14 protein-coding genes and 1 tRNA gene are annotated in these 16,995 nt (G+C 70.4%); 7 read left to right on the top strand and 8 right to left on the bottom strand.

Annotated features, from left to right (window positions below):
- The first annotated feature begins 55 nt into the window (after positions 1-55).
- Both BLW09_RS08395 and BLW09_RS08390 read left to right on the top strand, forming a co-directional pair.
- The gene (locus BLW09_RS08395) at positions 56-1,762 is read left to right on the top strand and encodes a bifunctional 3'-5' exonuclease/DNA polymerase (RefSeq protein ID WP_089911025.1); all 1,707 of its coding nucleotides are present in this window, start codon (positions 56-58) and stop codon (positions 1,760-1,762) included.
- A 67-nt stretch (positions 1,763-1,829) separates the two neighbouring features.
- Positions 1,830-2,678 (top strand): DUF1684 domain-containing protein, encoded by an 849-nt coding sequence (locus BLW09_RS08390; RefSeq protein ID WP_089911022.1) that lies wholly within the window; start codon positions 1,830-1,832, stop codon positions 2,676-2,678.
- Between the two features lie 83 nt (positions 2,679-2,761).
- Here BLW09_RS08390 and BLW09_RS08385 read toward each other — a convergent pair whose 3' ends face one another.
- A complete protein-coding gene (locus BLW09_RS08385) occupies positions 2,762-3,343 on the bottom strand; it encodes a PadR family transcriptional regulator (RefSeq protein ID WP_089911019.1) in 582 nt (193 codons plus the stop codon).
- 186 nt (positions 3,344-3,529) lie between these two features.
- Here BLW09_RS08385 and BLW09_RS08380 point away from each other — a divergent pair, with 186 nt between their 5' ends.
- Positions 3,530-4,033, top strand: coding sequence for a DUF3145 domain-containing protein (locus tag BLW09_RS08380; RefSeq protein ID WP_089911016.1), 504 nt, complete (start codon positions 3,530-3,532; stop codon positions 4,031-4,033).
- A 114-nt stretch (positions 4,034-4,147) separates the two neighbouring features.
- Here BLW09_RS08380 and BLW09_RS08375 read toward each other — a convergent pair whose 3' ends face one another.
- The 6 genes from BLW09_RS08375 to aceE form a co-directional block, all read right to left on the bottom strand.
- Positions 4,148-5,383, bottom strand: a complete 1,236-nt coding sequence (locus tag BLW09_RS08375) for a beta-ketoacyl-[acyl-carrier-protein] synthase family protein (RefSeq protein WP_089911013.1) — start codon at positions 5,381-5,383, stop codon at positions 4,148-4,150.
- A gap of 110 nt (positions 5,384-5,493) precedes the next feature.
- A complete protein-coding gene (locus BLW09_RS08370; RefSeq protein ID WP_018190963.1) occupies positions 5,494-5,745 on the bottom strand; it encodes an acyl carrier protein in 252 nt (83 codons plus the stop codon).
- Between the two features lie 46 nt (positions 5,746-5,791).
- Positions 5,792-6,796: a beta-ketoacyl-ACP synthase III gene (locus BLW09_RS08365; protein WP_089911010.1), complete on the bottom strand. Its 1,005-nt coding sequence runs from the start codon at positions 6,794-6,796 to the stop codon at positions 5,792-5,794.
- 20 nt (positions 6,797-6,816) lie between these two features.
- Positions 6,817-7,737, bottom strand: coding sequence for an ACP S-malonyltransferase (locus BLW09_RS08360; RefSeq protein WP_089911007.1), 921 nt, complete (start codon positions 7,735-7,737; stop codon positions 6,817-6,819).
- 84 nt (positions 7,738-7,821) lie between these two features.
- Complete coding sequence (locus BLW09_RS08355; protein ID WP_089916720.1) at positions 7,822-9,021, bottom strand: PucR family transcriptional regulator; 1,200 nt, start codon at positions 9,019-9,021, stop codon at positions 7,822-7,824.
- 23 nt (positions 9,022-9,044) lie between these two features.
- On the bottom strand, positions 9,045-11,771 hold the full coding sequence (aceE, locus tag BLW09_RS08350; protein WP_089911004.1) for a pyruvate dehydrogenase (acetyl-transferring), homodimeric type: 2,727 nt from the start codon (positions 11,769-11,771) through the stop codon (positions 9,045-9,047).
- A gap of 200 nt (positions 11,772-11,971) precedes the next feature.
- Here aceE and BLW09_RS08345 point away from each other — a divergent pair, with 200 nt between their 5' ends.
- Entirely contained in the window at positions 11,972-12,442 is a 471-nt protein-coding gene (locus BLW09_RS08345; RefSeq protein WP_089911002.1) for a peroxiredoxin, read from the top strand.
- A 51-nt stretch (positions 12,443-12,493) separates the two neighbouring features.
- Positions 12,494-12,566 (top strand) — tRNA-Val (locus BLW09_RS08340).
- 37 nt (positions 12,567-12,603) lie between these two features.
- Here the strand turns inward: BLW09_RS08340 and BLW09_RS08335 are convergent.
- A complete protein-coding gene (locus BLW09_RS08335; protein WP_172824187.1) occupies positions 12,604-13,215 on the bottom strand; it encodes a TetR/AcrR family transcriptional regulator in 612 nt (203 codons plus the stop codon).
- Positions 13,216-13,314: 99 nt separating this feature from the next.
- Here BLW09_RS08335 and BLW09_RS08330 point away from each other — a divergent pair, with 99 nt between their 5' ends.
- Together BLW09_RS08330 and BLW09_RS08325 are read left to right on the top strand one after the other, a co-directional pair.
- Complete coding sequence (locus tag BLW09_RS08330) at positions 13,315-14,631, top strand: MFS transporter (protein ID WP_089910996.1); 1,317 nt, start codon at positions 13,315-13,317, stop codon at positions 14,629-14,631.
- A gap of 53 nt (positions 14,632-14,684) precedes the next feature.
- Positions 14,685-16,973: a glycoside hydrolase family 3 C-terminal domain-containing protein gene (locus BLW09_RS08325; RefSeq protein WP_089910992.1), complete on the top strand. Its 2,289-nt coding sequence runs from the start codon at positions 14,685-14,687 to the stop codon at positions 16,971-16,973.
- Positions 16,974-16,995: the final 22 nt, after the last annotated feature.

Here is a 16,995-nt window from a genome sequence, read left to right as displayed (position 1 = left end):
TCGGCGTCGGCCCGTGTCGGCGGTCCGTGTCGGCGGTCGCAGCGAGAATGGGAGGGTGCACATCCTCCTCGAGCGCGTCGGGCGCGGCGACGTCCGCGCGACGTGGCTCGACCCGTCGCGGGAGGGTGTGCTGGAGCGGACGGAGACGCTCGCCCTCGCCGGACTGCCGGCGCTTGTCCGAGCGGAGGAGGCCGGGGCCCCGGGCTCCGCCGACCGGCCGCGGTGGGTCTGGGACGACACGCGAGCCTGGTACCCCGCTCTGCTGTCGGCCGGTGTGCGGGTGGAGCGCTGCGTCGATCTGCGACTGTGCCACGTCATCCTCCGGGGCTCCACGCTGACGGCGGCGACGCCCCTGGCCCGCGCCGACCCCGGCCCGTGGGATGCGGTGGTCGAGCCGGAGGCGGAGGCGCCGGCAGTGCACACCGCGCTCTTCGACCTCGACGAACCCGCGGAGGCGACTGTCGCGTCCCCGGCCTCCGTCCGCGACGAGTTCGCCGCGCAGGAGGAGGCCGTCGCCTCCAGCGCCGACCCGCGCCGCCTGCGGCTGCTGCTCGCCGCGGAGTCCGCCGGGGCGCTGATCGGCGTCGAGCTGCAGTATGCGGGCCTCCCGTACAGCGCCGAGCGGCACGACGCGCTGCTGACCGGGCTGCTGGGCCCGCGGCCCGCGTACGGCCGCCCCGCCGTGCTGGAGGGCCTCGTGCGCGAGCTGCGGGAGCAGCTGGAGGCGCCCGACCTCAATCCCGACAGTCCGCCCGACCTGCTCAAGGCCCTGCAGCGCGCCGGCATCCTGGCGACCTCCACCCGGTCGTGGGAGCTCCGCCGGATCGAGCATCCCGTGATCGACCCGCTGCTCCGCTACAAGAAGCTGTCGCGGCTGCTCACCGCGAACGGCTGGACGTGGCTCGACGCCTGGGTGCACGACGGCCGCTTCCGGCCGGACTACGTGCCGGGCGGGGTGGTGACCGGTCGCTGGGCGACCCGGGGCGGAGGCGCCCTGCAGCTGCCCCGGCAGGTGCGCGGAGCCGTCGTCGCCGACCCGGGCTGGAAGCTGGTGGTGGCGGATGCGGCGCAGCTCGAGCCGCGCGTCCTGACCGGCCTCTCCGGCGACGAGGCGATGGCCGCCGCCGGCCGCGGCAAAGACCTGTACGAGGGCATCGTCGCGTCGGGTGCCGTCGACGCGCGCGCCCAGGCGAAGGTCGCCATGCTCGGAGCGATGTACGGGGCGACGACGGGGGAGAGCGGCCGGTTGATGCCGCGGCTCACCCGCGCTTTCCCGCGTGCAGTGCGACTGGTGGAGGATGCGGCGCGCGCCGGGGAGCGCGGCGAGAAGGTCACGTCCCGGCTCGGTCGCAGCTCGCCTTTCCCCGGCGGCCGGTGGGCGGAGGTGCAGTCGGCGGCATCCGCGGCCGATGCGACCGAGGCCGACGAGCGTCGTGCCCGGGGCCTGGGCCGAGACTGGGGCCGATTCACCCGCAATTTCGTTGTCCAGGCCAGCGCTGCGGAGTGGGCGCTGTGCTGGATGGCCGAGCTCCGCAACCGGCTGACCGCCCTCGCGCCGGGCGCCGCGCTCACCGCTTCATCGCACCTCGTGTATTTCCTGCACGACGAGGTCATCGTCCACACCCCCGAGGAGCTGGCAGACGAGGTGGCGGCGGCCGTGCGCGCGTCGGCCGAGCAGGCAGGGCGGCTGCTGTTCGGCGCGTTCCCGGTGGAGTTCCCCGTCACGGCCGCGATCGTCGACAGCTACGCTGAGGCGAAATGACCTCCGCCCCGGAATGCCCGAGTGTCGGAGTTGGTTGTCACCTCCGACCTGACCGAGGATGGAGACCATGACCGACACCGCCGCAGCCGCCCCGACCGATCCGAACGCCGTCCTCGCCCGCTACCGCGCCCGCCGCGAGCAGGCCGTGACCGCGCCGCAGGGCAACCTGGCGCTGGTCAACACCCAGTGGATCACCGGAGAGCCGGACTCGGAGCAGCCGATCTGGGGCGTCCCCGGGCTCTGGTCCCCGCTTCCCGCCGGCCAGTCGGGTCTGAAGGTCACCGCGGCGGCGACCGACAACATCTTCGTCGACGACGTGCTGGTCGACGGCTCGGCGATCGTCCGAGGCAAGGACGACCCCAACCCGGGGAAGATCCGGTTCAGCGACACGGTCAGCGGCTTCGTCATCGCCAGCGAGGACGGCGACTACGCCCTGCGCGTGTGGGACGCGAACTCGGAGGCGATCCAGGAGTTCGGCTCCATCGACGCCTTCCCGTTCAACCCGGAGTGGATCATCACCGCATCCTTCACGCCGATCGAGGGCGGCAAGACGGTCGGCTTCGAGCACCTCAAGGACGACGGTGCGACCCGCGACATGGTCATCCCCGGCGAGATCACCTTCACGAAGGACGGCGTCGACTACAACCTCGCCGCCTTCAAGGCCGGGCGCGCCCTGCAGCTCGTCTTCGCCGACACGACGAACGGCGACAGCACCTACTCGGTCGGCCGGTTCCTGTTCGTGGTGCCGAACGAGGACGGCACGGTGACGCTCGACTTCAACCTCGCCGTCCTGCCGCCGTGCGCGTTCAGCTACAACTTCAACTGCCCGCTCCCGCCGGCGCAGAACCGCTTCGCGGTGCCGATCGAGGCCGGCGAGAAGAACGTCCTGAACAAGCAGGGCGAGCTGCTCCACTGATCGACGGCTCCGGCCGCTGCCGCTGCGTGCGTCAGGGGGCGAATCTCCGACGGTGGCGATGACGTGGCGGGCCGGGCGGCCGGCTACTCGGTAGCGCGAGCGGCCGACTCGGCGGCCGGCCTGCGGCCGCGGCGGGGGCGTTCGGGGGAGCGGGGCTGAACCAGTGCGCCGGGATGTGCGCGCAGCGCGGTCGCGACCTCGTCCAGCCACTCGATCGCCGCTCGTGCGCCCAGCTCGGCGGCGCGGTTCGCCGCGAGGAGCGCGCGCGAGTCGGCCTCGTGGGTGAGGTAGCGGATCTTCTCGGCGTATGCGGCGCGGTAGCCGTCGACGACCGCCAGCGCATCCACGCCGTCGAGCGACGCGGCGATCAGCACCTGGTCCTGCATCTCGTCCCAGTCGGGCCGGCTGTCGGCCGGCGCGCCGCTGAGCCAGGCGGCCGCCGCCTCCCGGCCCGCTTCCGTCAGCTCGTACAGGGGCAGGCCGTCGTCGGTCGAGCCCGCCGAGGCGACGAGTCCCTGATCCGTCATCCGGTCGAGGGTCGAGTACACCTGCCCGGGGTTCAGCTGCCGACGGTGCGCAGCGCGGCACAGGAACTCGCTCTGCAGCTGCGAGCCGTACGCCGCGCCCTGCGTGAGGAGCGCCAGGAAACCGTTCTGGACCGACATACTCGGTATGCTATTCGGTCCGGTGTTCGCCGGGCGAGCGAATCGCCGAATCACAATCTTGTAACTCCCCGCGGTTCTCGGGCATAATCGTGGCAACGCGCGCGAGCGCTGACGCAACTTCACACGCCGAAGATTCCATCCGTTCCTGGTCGTAGGGGAAGACGCACCAACGAACGGAGGAGAACCATGTCGGCACACGTCGCTCGAGGGGTGCTCTACGTGCACTCCTCTCCCAGCGCGCTCTGCCCCCACATCGAGTGGGCGGCGGGTCGCGCTCTCGGTCGTGCGGTGAACTTCACCTGGGAGACGCAGCCCGTGCTGAAGGGCTCCCAGCGCACGGAGTTCTTCTGGGACGGCCCTCCCGGCACCGGCGCGCGCCTCGCGTCCGCCCTGCGCGGCTGGGAGCACCTGCGCTACGAGGTCACCGAGGACGCCGGGCACGGCACCGACGGCGGCCGGTGGATGCACACGCCCGATCTCGGGATCTTCTTCGCCCAGGTCGACACGGCCGGCAACATGGTCGTGCCGGAGGACCGCATCCGCTACGCCATGGAGATCGCCGGAGCCAACGCGCTGGAGTTGCACCGCGAGCTCCGGCTGGCCCTCGGCCAGGCGTGGGACGACGAGCTGGAGCCGTTCCGGCACGCGCATGACGACACGTCGGTCATCTGGCTGCACAACGTCGGCTGACCGCGCACCGGCTCCCGCGGCGGGCCCGGCATGGCCGCCCGCCCGCGGTGACACAGAGAAGGCCCCGCTCGTGAGAGCGGGGCCTCCTCTTCTATCCGGTGTGCGAAGCGCGGCTCAGTAGCTGCGGAACGCGGCGACGGCGTTGTGGCCGCCGAAGCCGAACGAGTTGCTGATGACGAGCTGGGCTCCGTCGCCGAGGGGCTGGGGCTCGCTCTTCACCTGCAGCGGGATGGCCGGGTCCATCTCGGTGATGTTGATGGTCGGCGGGGCCTGACGGTCGCGGATCGCGAGGATGCTGAACACGGCCTCCAGCGCTCCGGTGCCGCCGAGGAGGTGTCCCGTGGAGGCCTTGGTCGCCGACACCGGGATGGTGTGGACGCGCTCACCGAACACCTCGCGGAGGGCGACGTACTCGGACGGATCGCCGACCGGGGTGCTGGTCGCGTGGGCGTTGATGTGGGTGACGTCGTCCGGAACCGCACCGGCCCGCTCGAGCGCGATGTGCACGGCACGGCTGGCGCCGCGGCCCTCGGGGTCGTTCGCGGTGATGTGGTACGAGTCGGCGGTCACACCGCCGCCGGCGAGCTCGGCGTAGATCCGGGCGCCGCGCGCGAGGGCGTGCTCCTCGGTCTCGAGCACGAGGCTGGCCGCGCCCTCGCCCATGACGAAGCCGTCGCGGTCGACGCTGTACGGCCGGGAGGCGTGCGCCGGGTCGTCGTTACGGCGCGAGAGCGCCTGCATCGACGAGAAGGATGCGACGGTGATCGGGTGGATGGCGGACTCGGTTCCACCGGCGATGACCACGTCCGCCAGACCCTGCTGCAGGTGCTCGTAGGCGTTGACGATCGACTCGGTGCTGGAGGCGCACGCGGAGGCGACCGTGCGGGCATAGGCGCGTGCCTCGAAGTGCATCGAGACCGCGGCGGACGCCGCGTTCGGCATGAGCATGGGGACGGTCATCGGCAGGACGCGGCGCGGGCCGCGCTCACGCAGCGTGTCCCAGGCGTCGAGCAGCGTCCACACGCCGCCGATGCCGGTGGCGTAGTCGACGCCGAGGCGCTCGGGAGCGACATCCGGACGGCCGGCGTCCTCCCAGGCCTCCATGGCGGAGATCAGGGCGAACTGGCTGGACGGGTCGAGGCGCTTGGCGACGGGTCGTTCCAGCACCTCCTCCGGCCGCACGATCGCCTCGGCGGCGAACGTGACGGGGAGCTCGTACTGGGCGACCCAGTCGTGCTCGAGGGTGCGGGCGCCCGAGACGCCGGCGAGCAGAGCGCTCCAACTCTCGGGGGCGGTGCCACCGAGGGGCGACGACGCGCCCATCCCGGTGACGACGATCTTCTTGGTCATAACGGCAACTCTCCTGAATGAGGATCGCGGCGAACGGTCAGAGCGCTGCCGCACGCGCGGGCGGCGACACGGTCGTGCGCCGCCCGCGCGGAAGAATCCTGGCTCTGCGCCTAGGCGTTCTGCGCCTTGACGATGAACTCGACCGCGTCTCCGACGGTCTTGAGGTTCTTGACCTCCTCGTCGGGGATCTTCACGTCGAACTTGTCCTCGGCGTTGACCACGATGGTCATCATCGAGATCGAGTCGATGTCGAGGTCGTCGGTGAACGACTTGTCCAGCTCAACCGTGTCGGTCGCGATGCCGGTCTCGTCGTTGATGAGCTCGGCCAGGCCGGCAAGAACTTCTTCGGTGGACAATGCCATGGTTTTTCTCTCCTTGAGGGGGGTGTCGTTGTGACCGGGAAACAGTCTAGGGCAGCACGACGACCTGCGCGCCGAACACCAGACCGGCCCCGAAGCCGATCTGGAGCGCCAGGCCGCCGCTCAGCTCCGGGTGTTCCTGGAGCAGTCGGTGGGTCGCGAGCGGGATGGATGCGGCGGAGGTGTTGCCCGTCGTCTCGATGTCGCGTGCGATCGCGACGGTGTCCGGCAGCTTGAGCTGCTTGGCGAACTCGTCGACGATCCGCATGTTGGCCTGGTGCGGGATGAACGCGGCCAGCTGGTCGGGGGAGACCCCGGCCTCGTCGAGCGCCTGCTTGGCGACCTTGGCCATCTCCCAGACCGCCCAGCGGAAGACCGTCTGACCTTCCTGGCGGAGCGTCGGCCAGGGCTTCTCGCCGTCGCGGAACTGGGTGAGCGTGCCGTCCATCCCCACCGCGTCGGCCTTGGAGCCGTCGGAGCCCCACACGGTCCTCGCGATGCCGGGGTAGTCGCTCGGGCCGATGACGACGGCGCCGGCGCCGTCGCCGAGCAGGAAGGAGATGGTGCGGTCCGTCGGGTCGACGACATCGGACAGCTTCTCGGCGCCGACCACGAGCGCGTAGTGGGCCGCGCCCGTGCGGATCAGCGCATCCGCCTGGGCCACCGCGTAGGCGTAGCCCGCGCACGCCGCGTTCATGTCGTACGCGGCAGCCGGGTTCGCGCCGACGCGGTCGGCGAGGACGGCCGCGAGCGAGGGGGTCTGCTGCGCGTTCGAGATGGTGGCGACGATCACCACGTCGATGAGCGCCGGGTCGACGCCGGACTTCTCGATCGCCTCCTTCGAGGCCTCGGTGGCGAGGTCGACGGCGAGGAGGTCGTGGCTCGCGCGGGTGCGGGTGACGATGCCGGTGCGCTGCCGGATCCACTCGTCGGACGAGTTGATGGGACCGACGAGGTCGTCGTTCGGCACGACGAGGTCGCCGCGCGCCGCGCCGATCGAGAGGATGCGGGTGTACTGCGGGCCGTGCGACTGCTGCAGGGTGGGGTGGGTCATCGGGGGAGCTCCTTGCGTCCTTACGCGGCCTGGTCGATGAGGTCGAAGGCGGCCGGCAGGTCGTCGGGTGTCTTGATCGCGACGGTCGGAACGCCCTTCAGCCCGCGCTTGGCGAGGCCGACGAGGGCTCCGGCCGGTGCGACCTCGATCAGGCCGGTGACGCCGGCCTCCTCGAAGGCCTTCATGTCGAGGTCCCAGCGCACCGGCGACGACACCTGGCCGACCAGGAGGCGCAGGAACTCGGCGCCGTCGGTCACCTCGGATCCGTCCTTGTTGGTCCAGAGCCGCAGGGTGGGGTCGTTCGTGCGCAGGGTGGAGGCGAACTGCTCCAGCGCCGGGACGGCGGACGCCATGTAGCGGGTGTGGAACGCGCCGGCGACCTGCAGCGGGATGACGCGGGCGCGGGCCGGCGGGTTCTCCGCCAGCTGGGCCAGTGCATCCAGAGCGCCGGCGACAACGATCTGGCCGCCGCCGTTGTAGTTCGCGGGGGAGAGGCCCAGCTCGTCGAGCCGGGCGAGCAGCTCGGCCTCGTCGGCGCCGATCACGGCGCTCATGCCGGTCTGCGTCTCGGCGGCCGCACGGGCCATGGCGGCTCCGCGCTCGCGCACGAACGCGACGGCGTCGGTCTCGCTGAGGACGCCGGCGCCCGCGGCAGCGGTGAGCTCTCCGACGGAGTGGCCGGCGATCCCGCCGACACGATCGCGGCGCCCGTCGGCAAGCAGCGCGGAGAGCGTCAGCAGTCCGGCGGAGACGATGAGCGGCTGCGCGACCGCGGTGTCGCGGATGGTGTCGGCGTCGCTGACGGTTCCGTGCGCCACCAGGTCGATGCCGACCGCGTCGGAGATGCCGGTGAGCTGGTCGCGGAACGAGGACTCGCTGAGCCAGGGGTCCAGGAAGCCGGGGGTCTGGGATCCCTGACCCGGGCACACGATGACGATCACGGTTTCCAGTCTGCCAATCTTCCGCCAGGCGGATGTGTCGGATGGATACGAACTATTCGAAGATGCTTTGTGGTTGTCTACAACTCAGCCGCCGCGGCGGGGCGAGTCGGGCTCGTTGATCGAGCCGACGATCAGCGCCGCCTGCAGGATGAGGGCCTCGCGGGCGCCGGTGGCATCCCAGCCGATGACCTCGGAGACGCGCTTCAGGCGGTAGCGGACGGTGTTCGGGTGCACGAACAGCTCGCGGGCCGTCGCCTCGAGCGACCGGCCGTTGTCGAGGTAGCACCAGAGCGTCGTCAGCAGCTCGGTCGAGTAGCCCTGGAGCGGCCGGTAGATGCGGCTGATCAGGGTCGCGCGGGCCAGCCCGTCGCCGGCGAGGGCGCGCTCCGGGAGCAGGTCGTCCGCATGCACCGGGCGCGGGCAGTTGCGCCAGGCGCGGGCCACCGCGAAGCCGGCCAGGGCGGCCTTCGCGCTCTTGGACGCATCCACCAGGCTCGGGACCTCGTGGCCGAGCACCAGGTGGCCGGGGCCGAAGCCGGGCTCGAGCTGCTGGGCGATCTCCATGAACGACACGATGGGCGCCGGGCCGATCGCATCCTCCGGCGTACTGTTGCTCGGCCAGGCGCGGCCGATCACGAGCACGAGCCGGCTGCCCTGCACGCCGATCAGCACGTCGGCCGACATGTGGCGGGCGGTGCGGCGCAGCTGGTCGACGTCGAGCATCTTCGGCGCCGTCCCGACGAGGACGCTGACCTCGCCGTGGCCGTGCCAGCCGAGCGCGGCGATCCGGCTGGGCAGCTCGTCGTCGTACTCGCCGGTCAGGATGCTGTCGACGACCAGCGCCTCCAGACGCGCGTCCCACAGCCCACGGGCCTCGGCGGCACGCGCGTAGACATCGGCCGCCGCGAACGCGATCTCGCGGGAGTACAGCAGGATGGCCTCCCGCAGATCCTCCCCGCCGCCGCTCTTCACGCGCTCCTCGACCACCTCGACGGTGATCTTGATGAGCTGGAGCGTCTGCTGCAGGCTCACGCTGCGCAGCAGCTCGCGCGGGGCCGCGCCGAACACGTCGGCGGCGATCCACGGTGTGGAGCGCGGATCGTCGTACCAGGAGATGAACGACGAGATGCCCGCCTGCGCCACCAGGCCGACGGCGCTGCGCCGGCCCGGTGGCATGTCGCGGTACCAGGGAAGGGTGTCCTCGAGCCGCTTGAGCGTGGTCGTCGCCAGCTCACCCGAGATCTTGCGCAGCCACGCGAGCGTCTCGGGCTTCGTCCTCTCCACCTGGCCGCCTGCCACGGGAGCCGTTACGCCTCGCCGCCCGCGCTGCCGGTGGTGCCGGCGTTGACGTCGTGCAGGAGGTACTTCTCGATCGCCCAGGCGGGTGCGTTGGGGTCGACCTTGCCCTGCGCGGCGAGGAGCTCCAGCGTCCGTACCACCATCGACGGTCCGTCGATCTTGAAGAACCGGCGGGCGGCGGGGCGGGTGTCGGAGAAGCCGAAGCTGTCGGCGCCCAGGGTCGCGTACTCGCCGGGGACGAACTGACGGATCATGTCCGGCACGGCGTGCGAGTAGTCGGTCACCGCGACGAACGGGCCCTCCGCCTCCTGCAGCTTGCGGGTGACGTACGGCACCTGCTTCTCCTGCTGCGGGTAGAGGAAGTTGTGCTCCTCGGCGGCCAGGCCGTCGCGGCGCAGCTCGCCCCACGAGGTGACGCTCCACACATCGGCCGAGACGCCCCAGTCCTGCGCGAGCAGGTGCTGCGCCTCCAGCGCCCACGGCACCGACACGCCCGACGCGAGCAGCTGGGCCTTCGGGCCTTCGCCCGCGCCGGCGCGCAGCTTGTAGACGCCGCGGACGATGCCGTCCACGTCGACGCCCTCCGGCTCGGCCGGCTGGACGATCGGCTCGTTGTACACCGTGAGGTAGTACATGACGTTCGGGTCCGGGTGGTTGCCGCCGTACATCCGCTCGAGGCCGGCGCGCACGATGTGGCCGATCTCGTAGCCGTACGCCGGGTCGTACTGGACGACCGCCGGGTTCGTGGAGGCGAGCAGCGGCGAGTGGCCGTCGGCGTGCTGCAGGCCCTCGCCGGTGAGCGTGGTGCGGCCGGCGGTGGCGCCGATCAGGAAGCCGCGCGCCATCTGGTCGCCCGCCGCCCACAGGGCGTCGCCCGTGCGCTGGAAGCCGAACATCGAGTAGAAGACGTAGACCGGGATGAGCGGCTCGCCCTGCGTGGAGTACGACGATCCCACGTTGGTGAACGCGGCGAGAGCGCCCGCCTCGTTGATGCCGACGTGGATGATCTGGCCCTGCGGGCTCTCCTTGTAGGCCAGAAGCAGTTCGCGGTCGACCGAGGTGTAGTGCTGGCCGTTCGGGTTGTAGATCTTCGCGTTCGGGAAGAAGGCGTCCATGCCGAAGGTGCGCGCCTCGTCCGGGATGATCGGGACGATGCGGTGGCCGAAGTCCTTCGAGCGGAGCAGGTCCTTCAGCAGGCGGACGAACGCCATGGTGGTGGCGACCTCCTGCGTTCCCGAGCCCTTCTTGGAGATGGCGTACGCGGAGTCGTCCGGCAGGTTCAGCTGGGTGTACTTCGCGCGGCGCTCCGGAACGTAGCCGCCGAGCGCGCGGCGCCGGTCGTGCAGGTACTGGATCGCCTCGTCGTCCGCGCCGGGGTTGTAGTACGGCGGCAGGTACGGGTTCTCCTCGAGCTGGGCGTCCGTGATCGGGATGCGCATCGCATCCCGGAACGTCTTCAGGTTGTCCAGCGTCATCTTCTTCATCTGGTGGGTCGCGTTGCGGCCCTCGAACGACGGACCGAGCCCGTAGCCCTTGATGGTCTTGGCGATGATGACGGTGGGCTGGCCCTTGTGCTCGGCGGCCGCCTTGAACGCCGCGTACACCTTGCGGTAGTCGTGGCCGCCGCGCTTGAGGTTCCAGATCTGGTCGTCGCTGTAGTCCTTGACGAGCTCCAGCGTCCGCGGGTCGCGGCCGAAGAAGTTCTCGCGGACGTAGGCGCCGCTCTCGGTCTTGTACGTCTGGTAGTCGCCGTCCGGCGTCTCGTTCATGAGGTTGACGAGGGCGCCGTCGGCGTCGCGGGCGAGCAGGTCGTCCCACTCGCGGCCCCAGATGACCTTGATGACGTTCCAGCCGGCTCCGCGGAAGAAGCTCTCCAGCTCCTGGATGATCTTGCCGTTGCCGCGGACGGGCCCGTCGAGGCGCTGCAGGTTGGCGTTGATGACGAACGTGAGGTTGTCGAGCTTCTCGTTGGCCGCGACCTGCAGCTGACCGCGCGACTCGACCTCGTCCATCTCGCCGTCGCCGAGGAACGCCCAGACGTGCTGGTCGGAGGCGTCCTTGATGCCGCGGTTGGTGAGGTACTTGTTGAGCTGCGCCTGGTAGATCGCGTTGATCGGGCCGAGACCCATCGACACCGTCGGGAACTGCCAGAACTCAGGCATGAGCCGCGGGTGCGGATAGCTGGAGAGACCGCCGCCCGCGTGCGACTTCTCCTGGCGGAAGCCGTCGAGCTGGTCGGCGCTCAGGCGCCCCTCGAGGAAGGCGCGGGCGTAGGTGCCGGGGGAGGCGTGGCCCTGGATGAAGATCTGGTCGCCGCCGCCCGGGTGGTCCTGGCCGCGGAAGAAGTGGTTGAAGCCGACCTCGTAGAGCGCGGCGCTCGACGCGTAGGTCGAGATGTGGCCGCCGACGGCGATGCCGGGGCGCTGCGCACGGTGGACGAGCACGGCGGCGTTCCAGCGGATCCACGCCCGGTAGCGGCGCTCGATCTCCTCGTCGCCGGGGAATTCGGGCTCGTTCTCCGGAGAGATGGTGTTGATGTAGTCCGTCGTCGGGACCATCGGCACACCGACGTGCAGTTCCTTCGAGCGCTTGAGCAGGCTGAGCATGATCTCGCGAGCACGCTCATGGCCATGGGCCGCAACCAGTTGGTCGAGGGATTCGCGCCACTCGGCGGTCTCCTCCGGGTCCGAATCGATGTTATTCATCGAGTACGGGTCCTGGTCGTTTACAGTCACCCTCGACCTCTTTCTTGTGTCGGATGGATCGTGGACAAGCCGGAGCGCTGTCGGGTCTCGACAAGCGCGGGCACCATCGACCAGCCTAGCCTCACTCCGCCGGTGTGCGTGACCGTCGCTTGGCACTCCCGGGAGGCCGGTCTATGCTGTGTGCTCGTGCCTGCGCGCGAGCCACGTCGCGCCGGCGGGAAAGGACTTCGATGGCACTCGAGAACGACACCCAGGCTCCCGACTTCGAGCTGCTCAACCAGTACGGCGAGACCGTCCGGCTGAGCGACTTCCGGGGACGGAAGGCGGTGGCGCTGGTCTTCTTCCCGCTCGCGTTCTCCGGCACCTGCACGGGGGAGCTGTGCGCACTGCGCGACAACCTCTCGCTGTTCGAGGACCACCGCGTCGAGCTGCTGGGCATCTCCGTCGACTCCAAGTTCACGCTGCGCGCCTGGGCCGAGCAGGAGGGCTACTCGTTCTCTCTGCTTGCCGACTTCTGGCCGCACGGCGAGATCGCCAAGGAGTACGGCGTCTTCCTGCGCGAGAAGGGTTTCGCGAACCGCGCGACCTTCCTCATCGACGAGCGCGGCATCATCCGCGCGTCGTTCATCACCGCGCCGGGCGAGGCCCGCTCGATCGACGCCTACCGCGCGGCGCTCGACCACCTCCCCGCCCACGTCTGACGCCCTCCGCTCTCGCTTGGTGAGGGGTTCGGTAGGGTGGAAGAGCGTCACGGGCCTTTAGCTCAGCTGGTAGAGCGCCACGTTTACACCGTGGATGTCGTCGGTTCGAACCCGGCAGGGCCCACCGTTTCCGCGTCGAGCGTCGGTTCGAAGCTGAGCCCTCAGGCAGGGCCCACTCCCGCGGACGTGGGGGCCAGCAGCTCGAAGAGGGCGTCGACCGTCGCGGCCATGTCGACCGAGGGGTCCTGCATCCACTGCAGCTGCATCCCGTCGGAGACCGCCTGCAGGATGCGCGCGAGCGTGTCCGCGTCGACGGCCGGAGTCGTCGCGCCCTCCGCGCGCCGACGCTCCAGCGCGGTGGCGAAGGTGCTCCGCAGCGCCGCGCTGCGTTCGACGAAGTAGTCGTGGGCGGGATGCTGCGGATCGGCGGCGTCGACCGCGAGCCGGGAGAACAGCTGGACGAGCCCCGGCACTTCCGCGTTGTGCCGCACGATTGCGACGTATCCCGCGCGGATATCCTCCAGCGGACCATCCCCGTCCGCCTCGCCGAAGCGGCGGCTGTCGACCTCGTCGCGCTTGCGGAGGATGGCCGTGAACAGCTCCTCTTTGCTGTCGAAGTAGTGGAGGAGGCCGGCCTGACTGAGGCCCACCGCATCCGCCAGCTCCTTCACCGACGCTCCGCGGATGCCCTCGCGAGCGATCACCTCGAGCGCACGCTCCAGGATCTCGTCCCGCTTCGCCACGCCTTTCGCGTAGGAACCTCGTCGTGCCATGCCTCCACCATAAACCGAACAGCGCTTGCTTTCTGAAAACCGAGTGACGTATGGTTTTCCCACCGTCCACGGTGGATGGTGAGAGGAACCCCTTCGACAATGACGTCAGACACCTCCGTTCCGCTCGGCGAACCCGCCGCCGAGCCGACACCGATCACGACCAACACCTTCGTCGGCACCGCCTCCGGCAACGACGACCCGCCCGCGCCCATCACAGGCCTCCGCCGGCTGATGGTGTGGATCATCCCAGCCAACCTCGGCATCTATCTGATCTGGGGCGCACTGCCCGGCATCCTCCTCCCGCAGCAGATCACGCAGCTGTTCGGCGAGCAGGACAAGGTCGCCAACCTCACGATCGTTGCGACCATCGGTGCGTTCGCGGCCATGATCGCCCAGCCCATCGCCGGCCAGATCTCGGACCGCACGCGCTCGCGCTTCGGGCGCAGAGCGCCGTGGATCCTCCTCGGCTCGCTCGCGGGCGGCCTGTCGCTGATCGGCCTCGCGTTCGCGAACTCGCTCGTCGGCGTGATCATTGCCTGGACCCTCGTCCAGGTCTGCTACAACTTCGCCCAGGGCCCGCTCACGGCGGTCATGCCCGACCGGGTGCCGCTGAAGCGCCGCGGCACGTTCGCCGCCCTCTCCGGAATCGGCCTGATGGTGGGCGCACTCGGCGGCCAGATCGTCGGTTCGCTGTTCTTCAACAGCATCGCGGTCGGGTATGTCTTCTTCGCCGTGTTCTCGCTGGTCGTCCTGACGCTCTTCGTGGTGGCGAACCCCGACTACTCGAGCCGGGCACTCGAGCGGGAGCCGTTCACCCTGGGCGAGTTCCTCCGGACCTTCTGGGTCAACCCGATCGCGCATCCCGACTTCTTCTGGGCGTTCACGGGGCGGCTGCTGCTCTACACCGGGTACTTCGCCGTCACGGGGTACCAGCTGTTCCTGCTCACCGACTACTTCCATGTCGCACACCCGGAGCAGGTCATCCCGCTGCTCGGGTTGATCAGCCTCGCCGGCATCATCGTCTCGACCGTGATCTCCGGCCCGCTCTCCGACCGCTTCGGTCGTCGCAAGCCCTTCGTGTTCGCCTCTGCCGCCGTCGTCAGCGTCGCCTTCCTGCTGCCCTGGCTCTGGCCCGACCTGACCGCCTGGTTCATCATGACGGCCATCTCGGGATTCGGCTTCGGGATGTTCCAGGCAGTGGATACGGCGCTGATGAGCGAGGTGCTGCCGTCGGCGAAGTCCTTCGCCAAGGACCTCGGGGTCGTCAACATCGCAGCGACGCTGCCGCAGACCCTCGCGCCCGGTGTCGCGGGCGCGATCGTGCTCGCGTTCGGATACGCCGGGCTCTTCCCCATTGGGATCGTCCTCGGCATCCTGGGGGCATTGGCCGTCTGGCCCATCAGGGCGACCCGCTGACCTCGACCGACTTCTCTGCCTCACTGCTCCACGCATCACACGGAAGGAAACCCATGACAGACACGACCACGGCGGCCACCACCGCCGACATCTCCGGGCTCAGCGTCCAGGAGAAGGCCTCGCTCACCAGCGGGGAGGGCTTCTGGCGCACGAAGGCCGTCGGCGACATCCCGTCCGTCATGCTCACGGACGGGCCGCACGGGCTCCGCAAGCAGCGCGAGGGCGGCGACCACCTCGGGATCGGCGACAGCGTCCCGGCGACCTGCTTCCCTCCGGCCGTCGCCCTCGGCTCCTCCTGGGACGTGGAGCTGGTCGAGCGGGTCGGCACCGCGCTCGGCGTCGAGTCGTCCATCGAGGACGTCGCCGTCATCCTGGGCCCCGGCATCAACATCAAGCGATCCCCGCTGTGCGGCCGCAACTTCGAGTACCTCAGCGAGGATCCCATCGTGTCCGGTGTGCTGGGCGCCGCCCTGGTGCGCGGCATCCAGTCGCAGGGCGTCGGCGCGTCGCTCAAGCACTTCGCGGCCAACAACCAGGAGGACGACCGGATGCGCTCCTCGTCCGATGTCGACCCCCGGCCGCTGCGGGAGATCTACCTTCGCGGCTTCCAGCGGGTGGTGGAGGATGCGCAGCCGTACACCGTGATGTGCTCGTACAACCGCATCAACGGCGTGTTCGCATCCGAGAACCGGTGGCTGCTCACCGACGTGCTGCGCGGCGAGTGGGGCTTCGAGGGCCTGGTCGTCTCGGACTGGGGAGCGGTCGTCGACCGCGTCGCCGCCCTCCGCGCCGGTCTCGACCTGGAGATGCCCGGGAACGCCGGCCTGAGCGACGCCGCGGTCGTCGCGGCGGTCGGCGACGGGACCCTCGACGCGTCGGTGCTGGATGCGTCCGCAGCCCGGGTGGCGGCGCTCGCGACCCGCTGGGCGGCGACCGGCCGCGTGGAGGGTCCGCTCGACGTGGACGCCCACCACGCCCTCGCCCGCGAGGCGGCCGCGCGCTCCATCGTCCTGCTGAAGAACGACGCCCCGGCCACCGGCGACGCGCCGCTTCTGCCGCTCGCCGCCGGCCGCTCGATCGCGGTCATCGGCGCGTTCGCCGAGAAGCCGCGGTACCAGGGCGCCGGTTCGTCGATGATCCACCCGACCCGCCTGGACGACGCGCTCACCGCGATCCGTGCGGCGGCCGGCGATGTCGCCTACGCCCCCGGCTTCTCGCTCGCAGCCGAGGTGGACGCGGAGGAGTCGACGCGGCTGCGCGACGAAGCGGTCGCCGCGGCGTCCGCGGCCGACATCGCGGTGGTGTTCGCCGGCCTGCCCGCCCGGCTGGAGTCGGAAGGCTACGACCGTGACGACATCGACCTTCCGGCGGACCAGCTGGCCGTCATCGACGCGGTCGTCGCCGCCAATCCGCGAACCGTGGTCGTGCTGTCCAACGGCGGTGTCGTGACGCTCCCGTTCTCGCAACGGGTGCCGGCCATCGTCGAGGGCTGGCTGCTCGGCCAGGCGGGCGGCTCAGCCACCGCCGACGTGCTGTTCGGCGCTGTGAACCCGTCGGGCAAGCTCACCGAGACCGTCCCCCTAAGGCTGGAGGACACCCCCGCCTTCCTGAACTTCCCCGGGGAGGAGGGGCACGTCCGCTACGGCGAGGGACTGTTCGTGGGCTACCGCTGGTACGACGCGCGCCGGATGCCGGTGGAGTACCCGTTCGGGCACGGGCTCTCGTACACGGCCTTCCGCTATGGCGATGCGAGCGCTTCGGTCACGGCCCGGGGCGACATCCGGGTGCGGGTCACCGTGACCAACACGGGGGAGCGGTCCGGACGCGAGGTCGTCCAGGTGTACACAGCGCTGCCGGGATCGCGCGTGCAGCGTCCGCCGCGCGAGCTGAAGGGCTTCGGCTCGATCGAGCTCGAGCCGGGGGCGACGGGCGAGGTCGCCGTGACGATCCGGCGGGAGGATCTCGCGTACTGGGACGTGCGAGCCGACCGCTGGGTGGTCGAGGGCGGCGAGTACGCGATCGAGGTGGGCGCGTCGAGCCGCGATCTCCGCGCGACCGTGACCGCCGCGGTGGACGGAGACGAGGTGCGGCTGCCGCTGACCCGCGAGTCGTCGCTCGGCGAGGTGCTCGCGCATCCTGTCGCCGGGCCGATGGTCCAGGGCGCGCTGGCCGGTATGTCCGAGCTGTTCGACGGCGCGTCGTCCATCATGCCGGAAGGTGTGTCGATGGAGCGGATGATGGCGTCGTTCCCGATCGGACGCGTCGGCATGATGTCCGGCGGCCAGGTGACGCCCGAGATGATCGACGGGCTGCTCGCTGCGGCGAACGCTCAGCAGCAGTGACCTCGCGCCCCGGCCCGTCGAG

The organism is Leifsonia sp. 21MFCrub1.1 (assembly GCF_900107895.1).
GTDB classification, from domain to species: Bacteria; Actinomycetota; Actinomycetes; order Actinomycetales; family Microbacteriaceae; genus Leifsonia; species Leifsonia soli.
Note: the sequence above shows the minus strand (reverse complement) of the source record. Positions and strands in the feature narration are given on the sequence as shown.